At 40.7% G+C, this 16,704-nt stretch carries 11 protein-coding genes; 6 read left to right on the forward strand and 5 right to left on the reverse strand.

Annotation, left to right across the window (positions count from 1 at the left end):
- The first annotated feature begins 4 nt into the window (after positions 1–4).
- A complete protein-coding gene (gene fbpC / locus PR809_RS11165) occupies positions 5–1,054 on the forward strand; it encodes a ferric ABC transporter ATP-binding protein (RefSeq protein WP_206276247.1) in 1,050 nt (349 codons plus the stop codon).
- Positions 1,055–1,166: 112 nt separating this feature from the next.
- Here the strand turns inward: fbpC and ulaG are convergent, their stop codons facing one another.
- Both ulaG and ulaR read right to left on the reverse strand, forming a co-directional pair.
- A complete protein-coding gene (ulaG, locus tag PR809_RS11170) occupies positions 1,167–2,234 on the reverse strand; it encodes an L-ascorbate 6-phosphate lactonase (protein ID WP_102137524.1) in 1,068 nt (355 codons plus the stop codon).
- Positions 2,235–2,347: 113 nt separating this feature from the next.
- Positions 2,348–3,103 (reverse strand): HTH-type transcriptional regulator UlaR, encoded by a 756-nt coding sequence (gene ulaR / locus PR809_RS11175; RefSeq protein WP_206276246.1) that lies wholly within the window; start codon positions 3,101–3,103, stop codon positions 2,348–2,350.
- Positions 3,104–3,506: 403 nt separating this feature from the next.
- Between ulaR and PR809_RS11180 the strand changes: the two genes are divergently transcribed.
- The 4 genes from PR809_RS11180 to PR809_RS11195 all read left to right on the forward strand — a co-directional run bounded on the left by PR809_RS11180 (position 3,507) and on the right by PR809_RS11195 (position 7,324).
- Positions 3,507–5,261 carry a PTS ascorbate-specific subunit IIBC gene (locus tag PR809_RS11180; protein ID WP_102137522.1) on the forward strand — a complete coding sequence of 585 codons (1,755 nt, stop codon included), beginning with the start codon at positions 3,507–3,509 and terminating at the stop codon, positions 5,259–5,261.
- Between the two features lie 72 nt (positions 5,262–5,333).
- Positions 5,334–5,801, forward strand: a complete 468-nt coding sequence (locus PR809_RS11185) for a PTS sugar transporter subunit IIA (protein WP_166267610.1) — start codon at positions 5,334–5,336, stop codon at positions 5,799–5,801.
- A gap of 48 nt (positions 5,802–5,849) precedes the next feature.
- On the forward strand, positions 5,850–6,680 hold the full coding sequence (locus tag PR809_RS11190) for a Cof-type HAD-IIB family hydrolase (protein ID WP_102137520.1): 831 nt from the start codon (positions 5,850–5,852) through the stop codon (positions 6,678–6,680).
- Positions 6,677–7,324 carry a 3-keto-L-gulonate-6-phosphate decarboxylase UlaD gene (locus PR809_RS11195; RefSeq protein WP_206276245.1) on the forward strand — a complete coding sequence of 216 codons (648 nt, stop codon included), beginning with the start codon at positions 6,677–6,679 and terminating at the stop codon, positions 7,322–7,324. Before PR809_RS11190 ends, PR809_RS11195 begins: the two co-directional genes overlap by 4 nt.
- A 148-nt stretch (positions 7,325–7,472) precedes the next feature.
- Here PR809_RS11195 and PR809_RS11200 read toward each other — a convergent pair whose 3' ends face one another.
- The gene (locus PR809_RS11200; RefSeq protein ID WP_206276244.1) at positions 7,473–10,049 is read right to left on the reverse strand and encodes a calcium-binding protein; all 2,577 of its coding nucleotides are present in this window, start codon (positions 10,047–10,049) and stop codon (positions 7,473–7,475) included.
- A 264-nt stretch (positions 10,050–10,313) separates the two neighbouring features.
- Entirely contained in the window at positions 10,314–14,201 is a 3,888-nt protein-coding gene (gene purL / locus PR809_RS11205; protein WP_206276243.1) for a phosphoribosylformylglycinamidine synthase, read from the reverse strand.
- Positions 14,202–14,471: 270 nt separating this feature from the next.
- Here purL and mltF point away from each other — a divergent pair, with 270 nt between their 5' ends.
- Positions 14,472–16,136 (forward strand): membrane-bound lytic murein transglycosylase MltF, encoded by a 1,665-nt coding sequence (mltF, locus tag PR809_RS11210; protein WP_206276242.1) that lies wholly within the window; start codon positions 14,472–14,474, stop codon positions 16,134–16,136.
- 42 nt (positions 16,137–16,178) lie between these two features.
- Here the strand turns inward: mltF and tadA are convergent, their stop codons facing one another.
- Entirely contained in the window at positions 16,179–16,661 is a 483-nt protein-coding gene (tadA, locus tag PR809_RS11215; RefSeq protein ID WP_102137515.1) for a tRNA adenosine(34) deaminase TadA, read from the reverse strand.
- Positions 16,662–16,704: the final 43 nt, after the last annotated feature.

Here is a 16,704-nt window from a genome sequence, read left to right on the forward strand (position 1 = left end):
TGACATGACACAACATCATTTTGTTGAACTAAAAAATGTGACTAAACGCTTTGGCAACAATACCGTCATCGATGATTTAAGTCTTTCAATTCCGCAAGGTAGCATGGTGACCCTACTCGGCCCATCAGGCTGCGGTAAAACTACCGTATTACGCTTAGTGGCTGGCTTAGAGAAACCCTCTGAAGGCCGTATGTTTATTGACGGTGAAGATGTGACAGACCGTTCCATTCAACAACGCGATATCTGTATGGTTTTCCAATCCTACGCCCTGTTTCCGCATATGTCCTTGGGTGACAACGTCGGTTACGGCTTGAAAATGTTAGGATTATCCAAAGCTGAAATTAAAAAACGGGTTGAGGAAGCATTAGAATTAGTGGATTTAGCCGGTTTTGCTGACCGTTTCGTTGACCAAATATCAGGTGGCCAACAACAACGTGTCGCTTTGGCTCGTGCATTGATCCTTAAACCAAAAGTCCTGTTATTCGATGAGCCATTAAGTAACTTGGATGCAAATTTACGTCGAAGCATGCGTGAAAAAATTCGTGAGTTACAGCAGCAGTTTAATATCACCTCTTTATATGTCACTCATGACCAAAGCGAGGCCTTTGCGGTATCGGATATGGTTTTAGTGATGAATAAAGGGAAAATCATGCAGCTAGGCTCACCGCAAGAACTCTACCGCCAGCCAGCCTCAAAATTTATGGCGAGCTTTATGGGTGATGCGAATATTTTCCCTGCAACACTCAGTGCGGATTCTGTGGATATTTTCAATTATCGCTTACCACGCCCAGAACAGTTTGTGACTGATAAAACTGCGGTGACTGTGGGGGTTCGTCCTGAAGCCATCACACTGAGTTTACAAGGCGACGATAGCCAACGCTGTACGGTGACTCACGTTGCTTATATGGGGCCTCAATATGAGGTTACTGTTGATTGGCATGGTCAATCAATGTTGCTGCAAATCAATGCCACTCAATTACAACCTTCTGTTGGGGAAAACCTCTATTTGCAGATCCACCCATACGGCATGTTTATCTTAAACGAAAAAGAATAATCTCAAATGTAATAGCTTAAACCGTCACTTCATCGTGGCGGTTTTTTCGTTATTAAGCCCAAATAAAAAACAGAAGAGTTTCCCCTTCTGCTTTTCTTAACAAACCAATTAATTACAAAAATGCTTTATATGGCAATTCAGGTTCATTTTTAAATATATCGTTAAAACCGCGGAAATGTTGATAATGCATACGGTCTTTATCCGTTGGATAAGTGTATTTTCCACCTACTTGCCAGAAGAACGGCGCAAATTTATATTGCAGACGCTCTTTTTTCATATTCCATAAAACTTCAATTTCACGTGGGTCGTTTTGGAAGTTCGCCCAAATATCATGGTGGAATGGAATAACACGTTCGCAATCCAATGACTCTGCTGCACGTAAAATATCTGATGAAGTCATTTTATCGGTCACACCACGCGGGTTCTCGCCATAGGAAAGCAATGCCACATCAATTTGATAACGGTTACCGTGAGCCGCATAATAGTTTGAATAATGTGAATCGCCTGAATGGTAAATCGAGCCACCTGTCGTTTCAATCAGGTAATTCACTGCACGTGAATCCATACCATCTAAAATTTGCTTATCATAGGAAGAAACGCCCTGTGGCAATGTCACTAACGCAGTACGGTCGAATGAATCTAATACACGGATTTTCATATCACCGATATCAATCACATCCCCCACTTTGGCGACCACACAGCGCTCTACGGGTACGCCCCACTTCGTCCATAAATCCACACAGGCTTGAGGGCCAATAAATTTAACGTGGTCACCGCAGTTTTGCATTACCGCAGCAGCAACATTGACATCTATATGGTCAGCATGGTCATGAGACGCTAAAATCGCATCAACCTCTTTAATAGCAAACGGGTCGAGAGGAAAAATTGCAGTACGTAAATTAGGTTGCAGCGCTTCTACCCCCCCCATACGCATCATTTGATGCTGTTTATTCATCAGTGGATTTTTTTGCGTTTTTTTCCCAGTTCCACACCAAAAATCGATACAAATATTGGTATTTCCCTCACTTTTTAACCAAATTCCTGTGCACCCAAGCCACCACATTGAAAAGGTATTGGGTTCAATAACCGTTTTTTCAATTTCTTCATTTAGCCACGTTCCCCACTCAGGAAACGTACTTAAAATCCAAGATTCACGTGTGATTTCATTTACTTTGCTCATAGTAACAATACCTTTTCTAGAATTTTAGATGTAGGGAGCCTGATGCCTTAATCGAGAAATTAAGGCATGGCGGCTGAATTTGTCTATATTAAAAAATCAGGTATTCGACGGAATTAAACCAGTATCACTCGCGTGCCCTGTGCAGCAATCGCTTTGATAACTTCAGAGTTGGCATTCCTCCCAGTGATAAGAACATCTATCTTATTAGCTGGGCAAAATAACATTCCGGTTCGATGACCCACCTTGGAACTGTCTACAACAACGACTAATTTATCAATTTGGTCAAGCATTTGCTGCTCAGCTACCGCGGTTAGCATGTCAGCTTTGTATAAGCCAGCTTCGGTTAATCCTTTACCTGAAGTGAACATCCAGTTACCTGCGTAACCCATTAACGTGTTCAATGCGGGGTTTAAAAAGATATTCTGAGCCTTATTATACTGCCCACCGATTAAAATAACGTCATCATGGTCTTGGTCAATCAAATAGCTCGCTAATGGAAAATAATTAGTCACAATTTGTACGTTTTTTCCGCACAATTGCTGTCCTAACATAAAAGCTGTTGAACCACAGTTAATGACAGCACTTTCCCCAGGAAGACACAGCTCCGCGGCTTTAATCGCGATTTCTGATTTTTCTTCATAGTGCTCAGTGCTATTGATGTTTAACGGTGACCACTTACGCTTTTTATTTTCAATGCGTTCAGCACCATTACGGACTTTTCGTAATTTACCTTGCCCATCTAACTTTGAAATATCACGACGAGCAGTTGCAGGAGACACACTAAATTGTTCGGTTATATGAGAAACATTGATCACTCGATGTGATTCCAATAACGACAATATTTCATTGTGTCTTTGCACTTCATTCATAATCATCGCCTTATTTGTTAATAATCACCACCATGATGACAAATGATTCAAAATGATTATCTGTGATTAGTTTTGATTCTATTTATCTCATCTAATGTTGTCAACCTTTGCTCATGCAAAAATACAACATTTGACATAAGTAAAAATTAACATATTGATATATATTGATAATTTAAATTTTACGTGATCAAGTCGCCATTTATTCATTTTTTTACTGGTAAAAAAACAGACAAATGCAAACAATCATAAAAGAGCAATTCGTGATTACATATGATCACCTTTGATTTTTGCGAGACTGTTTGACCGCTTTAAATGATTATATCGCAATAACACCAGATACGATCAATATGAATCATCTCTGACCCAGATAAATTACAAATACAATTTGATTAGAGGTAAAAATATGGATTTTTTATACGACGCTTTCTATATTTTTTACAGCCAAGTAATGACAAAAGCGCCTCTATTATTAGGCTTAGTCACATTTATTGGTTATTGGCTATTAAAGCGCGATGGTACGACGATCCTCAAGGGTACAATCAAAACAATTGTTGGATTTATGCTAGTTGGCGTGGGTGCTAGTACCTTAGTTTCCAGCTTTAAACCCGTCATAGAAAAAATGTCTGAATACCACGGACTGACAGGCTCAGTTATTGACCCTTACACTTCCATGATGGCCACGATGGAAGCGATGGGGGATAACTACTCTTGGGTGGGCTATACCGTCTTATTAGCCCTCGCCCTTAACATTCTTTTAGTCCTTTTTCGCCGCGTGACGGGTATTCGTACCATTATGTTGACGGGGCATATTATGTTTCAACAAGCTGGCTTGATCGCAGTTTTCTATTTTGTTCTCGGCTCAAGCATGTGGGAAACCATTTTATACTCCTCGGTTTTAATGGCGCTGTATTGGGGTATTTCCTCCAATATTATGTTCAAGCCAACACAAGAAGTTACGGGTGGTGCAGGTTTTTCTATCGGCCACCAACAACAGTTTGCTTCATGGATAGCAACCAAAGTTTCCCCGAAATTGGGCGATAAAAATGACAGTGTTGATAATTTAAAACTGCCCAAATGGCTGCATATCTTCCACGACAGTATCTCCGCCACTGCCATTGTAATGACCTTATTCTTTGGTGTGATCTTAATTTCCTTTGGTATCCCCAACCTACAAACCATGGCAGGGACCACCCACTGGACCATTTATATTATTGAAACCGGCCTAAAATTTGCCGTCGCTATCCAAATCATTGTCACTGGCGTGCGAATGTTTGTTGCCGAGCTTTCTGAGGCCTTTAAAGGGATTTCCGAGCGTGTCATTCCTAATGCAGTGCTCGCCATCGATTGTGCGGCAATCTATGCATTCTCCCCTAATGCTATGGTATTTGGTTTTATGTGGGGTGCTATCGGGCAATTTGTTGCCGTTCTGGGTATGTTGGCATTTAATTCGCCAATTATGATTATCCCTGGTTTTATCCCAATGTTTTTCTCCAATGCCACTATTGGTATCTTTGCAAACCATTTTGGCGGCTGGAAAGCGGTCATGAAAGTGTGTTTCGTGATGGGCATCATCGAAGTATTGGGTTCAGCTTGGGCAATCAGCTTAATTAACAACCACGGAACTGAATTCAGTGGTTGGATGGGCATGGCCGACTGGGCACTCGCCTTCCCTGTCATTATGCAAGGTTTGTCGTTCACTAAAATGTTCTTCTTTGTCATTGTCGCCTTAGCCGTTGTCTATATGTATTTTGCGGCAAAGAAATTGCGTGCCGAAGAAGATGCACAGAGTACAAGCGAACCCGTCGTTAGTATTAGTGAAGAAGCCGAATCAGCGCCTATTGAACATAGTGGAGCTAAACCTGTACGTATCTTAGCCGTTTGTGGTAATGGGCAAGGCTCGTCCATGATGATGAAAATGAAAATTGGCCAGTATCTTGAGAAAAAGGGGATCCCACACATCATGGATTCCTGCGCAGTATCTGACTATAAATCGAAATTAACAGCGACAGACATTATTGTCTCTTCTAAGCATTTAAGCTCAGAGATGGATCCCGGTGATGGAAAATTTGTGCTTGGCGTACAAAATATGCTCAACCCCAACTCATTCGGTGATGAACTACTCGATATCATACATACCAATTTTATCGTAAATAAATAGCCTAAGTCATAGGAATAGATATCGCTCATGGCGGTATCGATTTCCTTAACATTAAAAAATAGGAACGCAATGATGGGATTTAAACAGTCACTAATCGACAATAATTCGATACAGCTTCAAGCATCCGCTGATAACTGGCGTGATGCCATTAAGATAGGTACAGACCTGCTCATCGCATCAGGTGCAATAAAACCCAGTTATCATGAGGCAATCATCAGCAGCGTCGAAAAACTCGGACCTTATATTTGCATCGCGCCTAGCTTGGCCCTGCCCCATGCTAGACCTGAAGATGGTGTGCTAAAAACCGCCTTTGCTTTAGTCACACTGAAAAAACCGATTATTTTTGAGGGTGAAGATGAACCGGTTGATGTGCTGATCACTTTAGCAGGCAGTTCATCCGATGAACATATGGAGGGCTTGATGGAGGTGACTCGCGTCCTCGATGATGAAGACAGCGAAACCGGTGTCGACCTTGATAAATTACGTCGCTGCCGCACCATTGATGATGTTTATCAGGTTATTGATCAAGCATTATGCTAATTTAATGATAATAAAAGAATCATTAATTAGCGATAGAGGTAATCAACTATGTATAACGTATTAGCGCTTGACTTAGATGGCACAGTTTTAACCCAAGAACACACTATCCATCCCGCTGTCAAACAAGCTATTAACAACGCAGCAAAGCAATGCCATGTCATGATAGTCACAGGGCGCCACCACACCGCAGCCCGTCCCTATTATGATGAGCTTGGTTTAACCACGCCAATTATTTGTTGCAATGGTACTTATATCTATGATTACCAAAATGAAAAAGTTCTCACACACAATGCTCTCACCAAAGAGAATGCGCTTACTTTTATTGAATTAGCGCAACAGGACAAACTAAAAATGGTGATGTATATCACCGACGCCATGGTGTATTCAAAAATCGACCCTATCGATTACATGAGCGCGATGGAGCAATGGGCTAACAACCCAACCATGGCACATCCGCCAAAAATTTATCGCATTGATTCATTTGAAGAACAAGTCCAGCACGCTGACTATATTTGGAAATTTGTCGTCGAAGGTGAACCCGCTACGTTAGCGCGTTTCTTAAACTTGCCTTGGATAAAACAAACTTTTAATGCAGAAAAATCATGGTCAAACCGTTTCGATTTTGCTGCTAAAGGCAATAACAAAGGAACGCGTTTAGCTGAGTATCTTAACTCTCTGGGTTATGACTCAAACCAAGTTATTGCTGTTGGTGATAATCACAACGATATCTCCATGATTGAGCTAGCAGGCTTAGGAGTTGCAATGAAAAATGCCGATGACACCGTGAAGTCCCACGCGGATTTTGTTTGTGCGACAGATAACAATGGTGATGGCCTTGCGCGTCTAATACATGAAAATATTTTAGGACAATCACAATGACAAAACCTTTGATCCAAATTGCTTTAGACCAAACCAACTTACCCGCTGCTCTCGAAGTGGCTGAAAATGTACACACTTTTGTTGATATTATTGAAGTGGGTACCATTTTGGCTTTCGCTGATGGCATGAATGCGGTCTCGACTTTACGTCAAAAGTACCCCGACCACATTCTGGTTTGCGATATGAAAACCACCGACGGGGGAGCCATTTTATCGAGAATGGCATTTGAAGCGGGAGCAGACTGGATCACGGTTTCAGCCGCAGCGCATATTGCCACTATTGCTGCCTGTAAAAAAGTTGCCGATGAGTTTAATCGTGAGATCCAAATTGAAATCTATGGTAATTGGACATTTGAAGATGCCAAAAATTGGGTCAAACTTGGTATTACGCAAGCAATTTACCATCGTTCCCGCGATGCCGAACTTGCTGGTATTGGCTGGACAAATGAAGATATCGAAAAAATGCGTAAACTGTCTGATTTAGGGTTAGAACTCTCGATTACAGGCGGAATAGTCCCTGAAGACCTTCATCTATTTAACGGTATCAAAGCAAAAGCCTTTATTGCTGGCCGTGCATTAGTTGGCGAAAAAGGCAAAAAAACGGCGGAAGCATTAAGGGAACAAATTGACCGTTTTTGGAAATAATGAGCTTTAATTAAACTGCTATATTCGCTCGAATACAGTCTGTTATAATACAGCTAGCCCTAATACTATCAATAGGTTAGGGCTTCATATTTTATTCGCTCTATAACGTTAAAAATAAATCGCTCATGTACTTAATATTTTTTTGTACTTACCTTTTTGACAAAAAATTATTAACAAGTTGAGCTGGTTGCCAATGGTTATTTATTCTTTCAAAATCATTAATTCCACCGCTATTATATTCATCTTGCAACCGCATTTCTGCTAAAGTATTCACTAAATACTCAAGTTTTTGGGCTGTTGTATACTTTCGAGCCCCTGATAATGAATTATGATGAATAACGATTGGCTCTTGACTATTTTTGTGTTGGATAATCGTGACTTTATAACCAGACTCAGAGCTATAAATATAGTGAACTATTTCATTTTGGTTATCAGGCTCTATTAGTTCAGGTATTCGATTAAAGCTAATTAGGTGTATTTTGTCTTTATCATTATAGTGGTGAATAATACTCTCCCCTCTGAACTCCCCATTAACAATAAATATATTTTCTCCTTCTTGGTCACTTAACAACCCACTATGGCCATTAGCAATTAGTACGTCATTTCCTGCACCACCGTATAAATCAATATTTCCTTCTTCTGCATACAAGACATTATGGCCAGTATTATTGTGTGCCATAGATATACTTCCAGTGCCCATATTGGCTTTAAATACTCGTCCGTGTTTACTTTCATCTATTACTTTATGTTGATTACCAGTAAATTGCATAACTAACTGAGAAGGTTTGGAATCCTTTGTAATATGGATCTCTGGTAAAGATAAATCGATTATTGCGTGATCCGAGTTTTCGAAAAAACCTTTAAAAGCAAACATCGGCTGCCATGGTAATAATGGATATTCTCTTTTCCAATATTGTTTATGTTCTGCCAAGTACCTTACCATATGACTCATACTTTCCTTTACATCATTTGAGATATTATCAGGAAGCCTATCATAATGGTGAATATGATTTTTATTTATTTCATCAGAGGATATTCTTTTTATTTTCACCTCGCGTAACTTTGAATTTGACGTAAAAACTTGATACGGCACCCCATTTTCTTCTATATCTTTATATTTATTATTAAAATGCATTAAATGGATGTTGTTAATTCCATTATTATCATTGATAACTGTTATTCCGCGGCCTATAGAACCATCAACAATATAGTGATCATTACCATCATTGCCATTTAAGGTATCATTACCTAAATCTGATAATAATAAGTCCCCTTGCACACTGCCCTCTAAAAAATCATTCCCAGCACCACCATATAAAACATTCATTCCTTCATGTGCAGCGATTCTGTCGTTACCCTTTCCACCATTAACAACCATGCCAAAATAACTATAATTATAAATTTTATCATCTCCATCTAATGCATCAATAATCGCATTTTGATAAATCTCTCCTCTTCTATGGTAAAGTTCATCAGATTGCTGAGTAAATAAATCGGGTCTTTTTTCAGTAACTATTTCATGTCCATCTACCTTTAGGTTAATCTTAAATAGATTATCATTCGCATCCTTTATATATATATGTTGGAATTCTTTATTTTCATAACCTACGAATTTGATATTCAGTTTTTTATCATTAAACATATTGGAAAAATATATTGAGTGACCCTCTGCACGTAACTGCTTTCCATATTCATCAAACAGCTTTATAATAATGCTATTATCGCGACCATCCCTTCCTTTCATATTACTAAGATCAACGGTCAATTCTGACTGTGCAAGACCACCTATTTTCAATTGATAAATATCATTCCCTTTTGTTGCTATAATATAGCTATCTCTATTTACCATAGTTAAGTTATCATCATTATGACTACCTGTGTACGTTAGGTTTTTAACATTCCCATTAGGATTAAAATCCCCCCATGACGGAGATGAATACCCCTGATTATTGATAATAATATTTTTCTTTTCTTGATTGATGATAACTTTGTCATTCTCAGCACGCCTCTTAAGATAATCTTTATCTTGAAAATAGCTAATCTCATAAATCTTATCAAAACTTCCCTTATTTCTATAATTTTTTAGAATAGGTGTTAAACAGAAACCATCATGGGTATAAAGTTGATAATGATGTTTTAATACTTTTCCATCTGCTGAATTTTGATACGCATTTTTTAATGTTAAATTCAACTCTAAAGTATCCGTCGTTTTATAAGGCGACTTTGTCTTAATTGTTAACATCAGGTCATTATCAATGAGTTTTACATTAGTTATCTCATTTAGCGTGTAACCTAAGTTAACTTCACTCTGGCTTTCAGTTTTTTCAACAATTCTCGCATTTAATTTAATTGTTTTTTTATTTTTAACATTCTCCCATTGATAACGGCGTAAATAATAATTATCATCGCCATCTCCACCTCGTGCAACACCCGACCGAAAAATAAGATGATCGTTTCCATCATACCCATTAATCGAAGCTTTCATTTTACCTGCATCTAATACATTGTTTTCTTTATTCCCTTTTATAAATAAATTTGATTTCACCTCCCCTGAAAAAACAACATTTCGAGTATTTTTCAGTTTAACTTCATGCCCTTCCCCCTCATTTAAATTAAGGCAATCCCTCATTAAATTAATGTATATTGATTTCTTATCAATATAATCCAAACCTTCAATTTCCTTATCATAAGACATCATCATTTTTAATTTATTTATAGCATCCATATTAACTCTCTAGAATTTTACCGTGAATATAAATAACTAAGCCATTCACTGCCTTAGCACTATTTAACATTCAACAATTTAGCACTTAATTTATTTTTTAATTAAAAAGTTAATCTGATATATCAATAAATTTATTCATGAAATAAATTAGAAATTAATTAATATTTAAATAATAAAAAAGCACTCTATCACGTTGGCTTTATACCTAGTGATAGAGTGCTTGTATTCAAAATTTGCTTAGAGACTAATTTGCTTAAATGCTAATTAACCTAATTGCTTACGTGCGTTACGGAAAATACGCATCCATGGGCTATCTTCTCCCCAATTTTCAGGGTGCCATGAATTGCTCACGGTACGGAAAACACGCTCTGGGTGCGGCATCATGATCGTTGCTCGGCCATCTTTCGAGGTCACCGAAGTAATACCATTAACTGACCCATTCGGATTAGCTGGATATTGTTCTGTCACTTGGCCGTAGTTATTTACGAAGCGCATTGCCACCAGCCCATTATCTTCTAACTGCTGTAAATGTGCAGCCGCACGGGTTTCCACTTGCCCTTCCCCATGAGAAACCGCTATTGGCATACGAGAGCCCGCCATGTCTTGCAGCAACAGCGATGGGCTTTTTGCTATTTCAACTAAGCTAAAACGCGCTTCAAAGCGTTCAGAACGGTTACGCACAAAACGCGGCCAGAACTCTGCACCTGGAATAAGCGTATGTAAATTCGACATCATCTGGCAGCCATTACATACCCCCAGTGATAAGGTGTCTGCACGGTTAAAGAACGCAGCAAATTCATCGCGGACTTTATTGTTGAACAGAATAGATTTTGCCCAACCCTCGCCTGCACCTAATACGTCCCCATAAGAGAAACCGCCGCAAGCCACTAATGTTTGGAACTGTTCCAAAGACAAGTTACCTGCAAGTAAATCACTCATATGCACATCAACTGCGTCGAAACCAGCACGGTCGAAAGCGGCAGCCATTTCCACATGGGAGTTCACGCCTTGTTCACGTAAAACGGCCACTTTAGGACGCACACCAGACAAAATAAACGGTGCTGCAATGTCTTCTTCAATGTCATAAGTCAGTTTCACATTCAAACCAGGGTCTTGGTTATCCTGTTTTAATGCGTGTTCTTCATCTGCGCACACTTCGTTATCGCGCAAACGCTGCATTTGCCAAGTCGTTTCAGCCCACCATTGACGCAGTAAGCTGCGAGACTCACGATAAACAACGGTATCTCGGCTATTGATGATCACGGCATCATCCTTTATTGCAGAACCTAGATGATGAACACAGCCTGCAAGCCCTGCTTGCTCAAAGCATTCTGCCACATACGCTCTATCAGCTTCATGAATTTGAATGACCGCACCTAACTCTTCGTTAAATAACGCTGCCAGCGTGTCTTCATCAAAAGAGCTGATATCAACATTAATGCCGCAATGACCCGCAAAGGCCATTTCCACTAACGTGACGAATAAACCACCATCTGAGCGGTCATGGTAGGCTAATAGTTTTTGCTCTGATAATAACTTCTGAATGGTATTAAAGAAGCCGAGCAAGACTTCCGGGCTGCGTACATCAGGGGCTTTATTACCTAATTGACGATATACCTGTGCAAGTGCAGAACCGCCCAGTGCGTTATTGCCTTGTCCAAGGTCAATCAATAACAAGGCGTTATCATGGCCTGTTTTTAGCTCAGGTGTCACTGTTAAGCGGACATCTTCAACACGGCCAAATGCGCTGATCACCAAGGACAGTGGCGATGTCATTTCACGCTCTTCGCCATCTTGCTGCCAACGGGTTTTCATTGACATGGAGTCTTTACCAACTGGGATCGTTAACCCTAACGCAGGGCAAAGTTCTTCCCCAACCGCTTTAACCGCTTCATATAAACCTGCGTCTTCCCCCGGGTGCCCAGCTGCTGCCATCCAGTTTGCAGAAAGTTTTACACGTTTAAGATCTTGCACATAAGAACACGCTAAGTTAGTTAATGCTTCACCTACCGCCATACGCGCTGACGCAGCGAAATCCACTAAAGCCACTGGCGTTCTTTCGCCAATTGACATGGATTCCCCATAGTAGCTATCTAAGCTAGCAGTGGTTACCGCGCAGTTAGCGACAGGAATTTGCCATGGGCCAACCATCTGGTCACGAGCAACCATACCTGTAACTGTGCGGTCGCCAATGGTAATTAAGAATGTTTTTTCAGCTACAGCGGGTAAATGCAGGACACGTTTTACCGCTTCATTTAAATTAATCGCCGTTCTGTCTAATGAATCCGGCTCTGCCTTTAATGTTTTCACGTCACGCAACATTTTTGGCGTTTTGCCTAATAAAACATCCAGTGGCATGTCTATTGGTTGGTTAGCAAAGTGTTCATCATTAAGCGTTAAATGACGCTCTTCAGTGGCTTCCCCAATCACTGCGAACGGAGCACGTTCACGTTCACAAATCGCGGTGAACACAGGGAGTTGCTCAGGTGAAACTGCCATTACATAACGTTCTTGAGATTCATTACACCAAACCTCCAGTGGGCTCATTCCTGGTTCATCATTGAGAATTTTACGTAGCTCAAAGCGCCCACCACGGCCACCATCACTGACCAGTTCAGGCATTGCGTTCGACAAACCACCTGCGCCTACGTCATGGATAAATAAAATTGGGTTATCATCACCCAGTTGCCAGCAGCTATCGATGACTTCTTGGCAACGGCGTTCCATCTCTGCGTTATCACGCTGTACCGAAGCAAAATCGAGGTCTGCATCTGATTGGCCGGATGCCATGGATGAAGCAGCTCCACCACCTAACCCAATATTCATCGAAGGGCCACCCAGTACAATGAGTTTGGCACCAACCGTAATTTCACCTTTTTGTACGTGATCAGCACGGATATTGCCGATGCCACCCGCTAACATGATAGGTTTATGATAACCACGTAACTCTTCACCATTGTGGCTATTGACCTTTTCTTCATAAGTACGGAAATAACCTAATAACGCAGGACGGCCAAATTCATTATTAAATGCCGCGCCGCCTAATGGCCCTTCCATCATAATATCTAAAGCGGTCACAATGCGCTCTGGCTTACCGAAATCCTCTTCCCAAGGCTGTTCAAAGCCGGGAATGCGTAAGTTAGAAACAGAAAAACCCACTAAACCGGCTTTTGGCTTAGCACCACGGCCCGTTGCGCCTTCATCACGAATTTCACCGCCAGAGCCCGTTGCTGCGCCTGGCCAAGGGGAAATCGCTGTTGGGTGGTTATGAGTTTCGACCTTCATTAAGATATGAGCATCTTCTTGATGATAACGGTATGTACGCCCTTCAGGCTCAGGGAAGAAACGCCCAACAGATGAACCTTCCATCACCGCAGCATTATCTTTATAAGCAGATAAAACATGGTCAGGTGTTTTTTCAAAGGTGTTTTTAATCATTTTAAACAGCGACTTAGGCTGTTCTTCACCATCAATAACCCAATCTGCATTAAAGATTTTGTGGCGGCAATGTTCTGAGTTTGCTTGAGCAAACATGTAAAGCTCAACATCCGTTGGGTTACGTTCTAACCCAATAAATGCATCTAGCAAGTAATCAATTTCGTCATCAGCTAACGCTAGACCCATTTCCCTATTTGCTGTTTCCAATGCAAGGCGGCCGCCCGTAATCACATCTATGGATTTCATTGGTGCCGGCTGCTGCTGCACAAATAATGCGCTCGCTTGTTCAAAAGAAGAGAAAATGCTTTCCATCATGCGATCGTGTAAAGCCGCGATCACTTCATGCCACTGTTCTTGGGTCAGTTCATCACCTTGAATATAATAAGCAATCCCACGCTCAATACGCTTTACTTGGCTAAGGCCACAGTTATGGGCAATATCCGTTGCTTTTGAAGACCATGGAGAGATAGTACCCGGACGAGGGGTGACTAAAATAAGCTTACCGAATGGGTCGTGCTCTGCCAGAGAAGGACCATACTTTAACAAACTGCTTAGTTTGCCTTGCTCGCTATCACTCAACGGCGCTGATAATTCAGCAAAGTGCATATATTCAGCATAGATATCCGTGACAGGAAGCTGTTTTTCTGCAAACAGCGCCAAAAGGCGGGTAATACGAAATGCTGATAGAGCAGGTGAACCACGCAAAATTTCCATCGTCTTAATTTCTCTCTTTTAAACGCCAGCCCTGAACATGAAAGCAGGGAAACCGGAACACATTATAGAGCAATGTTCATCAATACGAAACCGTTTGCGTGATTAAAAATAAAGCGATTAGTTAAATATTATTCTGTGCTAAATACGATAATATAGGTTGCACCGTTCCTAAATGTTGAGCAAAATAGCCGACCACTGGAATTATAACCATTACTTAGCCATACTCTTTTATGGACATACAACACCAGTCAATGCACGAGAAACTATTATTTGAATAACTTAAAAGTTAACTATTTAATTGTCGTGGTCATCGCGCTACTGGCTACTATGGTCATCGGTTTTAACGTCCGTTGGCCCAATACGCAAGATTCACAAATTAATAAAATTATTTCTCAAGGTGAATTACGTATTAGTGCCGTTAGCTCACCACTTATCTATATTGATGAGCAAAAACAGCTGCGTGGGTTTGACTACGAGCTGGCTCAAGGCTTTGCTTCATACCTAGGAGTTAAGCTTAAAATAACCATCCGCCCAACATTCGAGCAAATATTCGATGACCTTGAAAATGGTGATGCTGATATCGCAGTCGCGGGCTTGCTGTATAACAAAGATCGTTTAGCCAAAACGAAAACAGGTCCAAGTTATCTTAATGTCACTCAACAGCTTGTCTATCGCAAAGGGACTAATCGACCTAAAAATTTCAATGAAATTAATGGTAAATTGTTAGTTACAGCAGGTACGGCTCATGCAAGTACACTGAAAGAACTGGCCAAAGAATACCCAAACCTAAAATGGGAAGAAACCTCAAAATACAATACCAATCAAATCCTTGAAATGGTTGCCGATGGTGAGGTTGACTACACATTAGAAGACTCTATCGCTGTTGCGCTACAGCAACGCATTCACCCTCAAATTGCCGTTGCTTTTGATCTCTTGGATGAACATGCTGTCACTTGGTACATGCGTCGTAGCAAAGAAAACAGTTTAGACGCTGCATTGCTTGATTTCTTCAATCTCAGCCATGAAACCGAATTACTCGCACGTCTTAATGAAAAATATTTTAGCCATGTAGAGTCTTTCGATTATTTCGACACAATGGCATTTATAAAAGCAATTGATAGCAAGCTCCCTGAATATCAACCACTTTTTGAAAAATACGCTCAAGTCATTGACTGGAAACTGTTAGCGGCTATCGCATGGCAAGAGTCCCATTGGGATCCTTTAGCAACTTCGCCTACAGGGGTACGCGGTTTGATGATGCTAACCAAGCCAACAGCAACAACAATGGGTATTGTGGACAGGTTAGACCCTGAAGAAAGTATCAAGGGTGGGGCCGCGTATATTGCTTATATTATGGAACGTTTACCTGAAACCATCGAAGAGGATGACCGTATCTGGTTCGCCCTTTCTGCCTATAATATGGGATATGGGCATATGCAGGATGTGCGTAAATTAACTGAAATGTTAGGTGGAGACCCTAACAGGTGGTTAGACGTAAAAGCCCGTTTACCCTTATTAACGCAGAAAAAATATTACTCACAACTCACTTATGGCTATGCTCGTGGCCATGAAGCTTATCGTTACGTTGAAAACATTCGTCGTTATCATCAAAGCCTAGTTGGTTACCTACAAAGCCAAGAAAGAAAGCAACATGCGCTTGATATTGCGCAAAAATCACTTATTTATTTAATTTCTCCAGAAGATCTTACCCCAGCAGGGGCTCAAACGATTCAAAACCAGTCCCCTGTTCCTGAAAAAGTGAGTATTTCGCACTTAGAGAAAATGCGCTCTACGACGCAACCCCCTAAAACTCTTGAAGAAAAAAGACTACCATTAGGAAAATATTTGCTTTCACTGCACCCATCGCAAAATACCGATGAGGCCGATGGTGATGCCGCTGTCTCTCCACCAAAAGCACCTGAAAACCCACTATAAGTTGTGCTGAAATAAAAAATAAAAGCGCTAAATTTTATTGTGTTAGCGCTTTTGTTCTTTTTTTTGGGCTCTACGCAGTTTAAAAAAAGCACTCAGCATTGAAGAACACTCTTTTTCTAGAACACCACCAGTAACATCAACATAATGATTTAGCCCAGCTTGCCCCATGATATTTAGGTAAGAACCACAAGCTCCTGTTTTAAAATCCTTCGCGCCATAAACTACACGGCTAATGCGGCTGTGGATCATTGCACCTGCACACATAATACAAGGCTCTAACGTGACATATAGCGTGGTATCTAATAGCCGATAATTTGATAGCGCTTGCCCTGCATGTTGCAAAGCTATGATCTCAGCATGTGCTGTCGGATTGTGATCAATAATAGAGCGGTTCCAACCCGAAGCAATTAAGCGGTTATCTTTAACTAAAACCGCACCAACAGGAATTTCTCCGAGATCTTGTGCTTTTAGCGCAAGTTCAATGGCTTGTTGCATCCAATATTCATCAATTTCTATTTGCGTCACTCTTGCCTCTGGCCAATGCGTTTACACGTAATTATCCTTAAAT

Source organism: Providencia sp. PROV201 (assembly GCF_028479545.1).
In the GTDB taxonomy this organism is placed as follows: domain Bacteria; phylum Pseudomonadota; class Gammaproteobacteria; order Enterobacterales; family Enterobacteriaceae; genus Providencia; species Providencia huaxiensis.

Coding starts and splice junctions, on each gene's coding strand:
- fbpC (WP_206276247.1), top strand. CDS start 5: ATGACACAACATCATTTTGTTGAACTAAAAAATGTGACTAAACGCTTT.
- ulaG (WP_102137524.1), bottom strand. CDS start 2,234: ATGAGCAAAGTAAATGAAATCACACGTGAATCTTGGATTTTAAGTACG.
- ulaR (WP_206276246.1), bottom strand. CDS start 3,103: ATGAATGAAGTGCAAAGACACAATGAAATATTGTCGTTATTGGAATCA.
- PR809_RS11180 (WP_102137522.1), top strand. CDS start 3,507: ATGGATTTTTTATACGACGCTTTCTATATTTTTTACAGCCAAGTAATG.
- PR809_RS11185 (WP_166267610.1), top strand. CDS start 5,334: ATGGGATTTAAACAGTCACTAATCGACAATAATTCGATACAGCTTCAA.
- PR809_RS11190 (WP_102137520.1), top strand. CDS start 5,850: ATGTATAACGTATTAGCGCTTGACTTAGATGGCACAGTTTTAACCCAA.
- PR809_RS11195 (WP_206276245.1), top strand. CDS start 6,677: ATGACAAAACCTTTGATCCAAATTGCTTTAGACCAAACCAACTTACCC.
- PR809_RS11200 (WP_206276244.1), bottom strand. CDS start 10,049: ATGGATGCTATAAATAAATTAAAAATGATGATGTCTTATGATAAGGAA.
- purL (WP_206276243.1), bottom strand. CDS start 14,201: ATGGAAATTTTGCGTGGTTCACCTGCTCTATCAGCATTTCGTATTACC.